General features: G+C 40.5%; 1 protein-coding gene. It reads right to left on the bottom strand.

The genetic code is table 11. The features are described 5' to 3' along the window. Window positions 1-1,267, bottom strand: a 1,267-nt coding sequence (locus ABRS97_RS27975) for an RHS repeat-associated core domain-containing protein (protein WP_367819449.1), incomplete at both ends; no start/stop codon positions are given.

Below are 1,267 nucleotides of genomic sequence, written 5' to 3'. Positions count from 1 at the left end.
TACTCACATACGTATAAAGATTCAAACTCAGCGGATTATCAATCTGCCCTTCATAGCTATCTTCACTAATAAACCGCCCAACACTTGGATCATACCATCTAGCACGTAGATATTGAAGTCCAGTTGTACTATCGTAATACTCTCCACTATATCGGAATGGCTGCGCTACTGTTTCTTGCGTTGTCAGCGGATTGCCCCACATGTCATATGTGTATGAGTCTAACATTGCTCCTGTGCCATCAGTTAATCCAATAACATCTCCATGACCATTATGTTGATAATATAATTTATTACCATAACTGTCCACACGGGCTACAAGACCTTGCCCACGCATATAACGAGCTTTCAAAGAAGCAGATCCGTCCCCATAAGCAATGTAGTCAATATTGACTCCATAAGTAGAAGCTGCCGGATTCTTTGTGCCCTTCACTATTACCTTAATCGTATGAGTACCATTGATTAATGAACTATTGCTATAGACAATTGATTGAAAATATCGATTCGCACTATACGTGTCTCCGTTAGAAACCACTGTTACTCCGTCCAAAACAATATCGTACATACCGCCGCCAGGACCTTTACGAAGGGCTATTGCAATCGAGCTTCCTGTGAAACTAAATTGGGCACTATCATTGGCTGTTAAACTTGCCTTAGAGGTACCATAGTAATCCCCCGTCATACTTGTATCAAACCATGTGCCTGTATATTGAATAGAGGCAGAAGTATTGTCTACTATTTGTGAATTAACGGTTCCTTCAGCAATCATATTAGGACCGTCATAGTAATAACGGGTCGTTGTCCCGTTTTCCATACGCTCATACAACAACCCGTCACCATTGTAACGATACGATATGTTCTTGCCATCAACCGTATTGACTTGAGTAAGACGATTGCGATCATCATACGTATAGCTTATTCCGTTCAGATTCATCAAGTTGTTGCTTTGCAGCGTTTGTCGGTTTCCGCGAGTATCATACGTATACTGCTCATTGAACTGGCTCGAAGTCTCAATCCGGTTCAACTTATCATAAGTAAACGAAAACAATGCGCCATTTTCCCTTTTGCTTGTTTGGTTGTTATTATTGTCATAACCATAACCGAACACATTCAGGTTAGTACCGTCATATTTCGTTTGTTTGACTTCAGTAAGGTTAGTACCCTCATACGTATAACTATTTTTATTACCATTCTTCTGCGTAATCACATCGAGCAGCCCATTTTTCTTATACGTATAGGTAGCGTCCCAATTATTGAGTACTTCACCCAC

Source organism: Paenibacillus tabacirhizosphaerae, from assembly GCF_040812395.1.
Classification (GTDB): domain Bacteria; phylum Bacillota; class Bacilli; order Paenibacillales; family NBRC-103111; genus Paenibacillus_E.
Note: the sequence above shows the minus strand (reverse complement) of the source record. Positions and strands in the feature narration are given on the sequence as shown.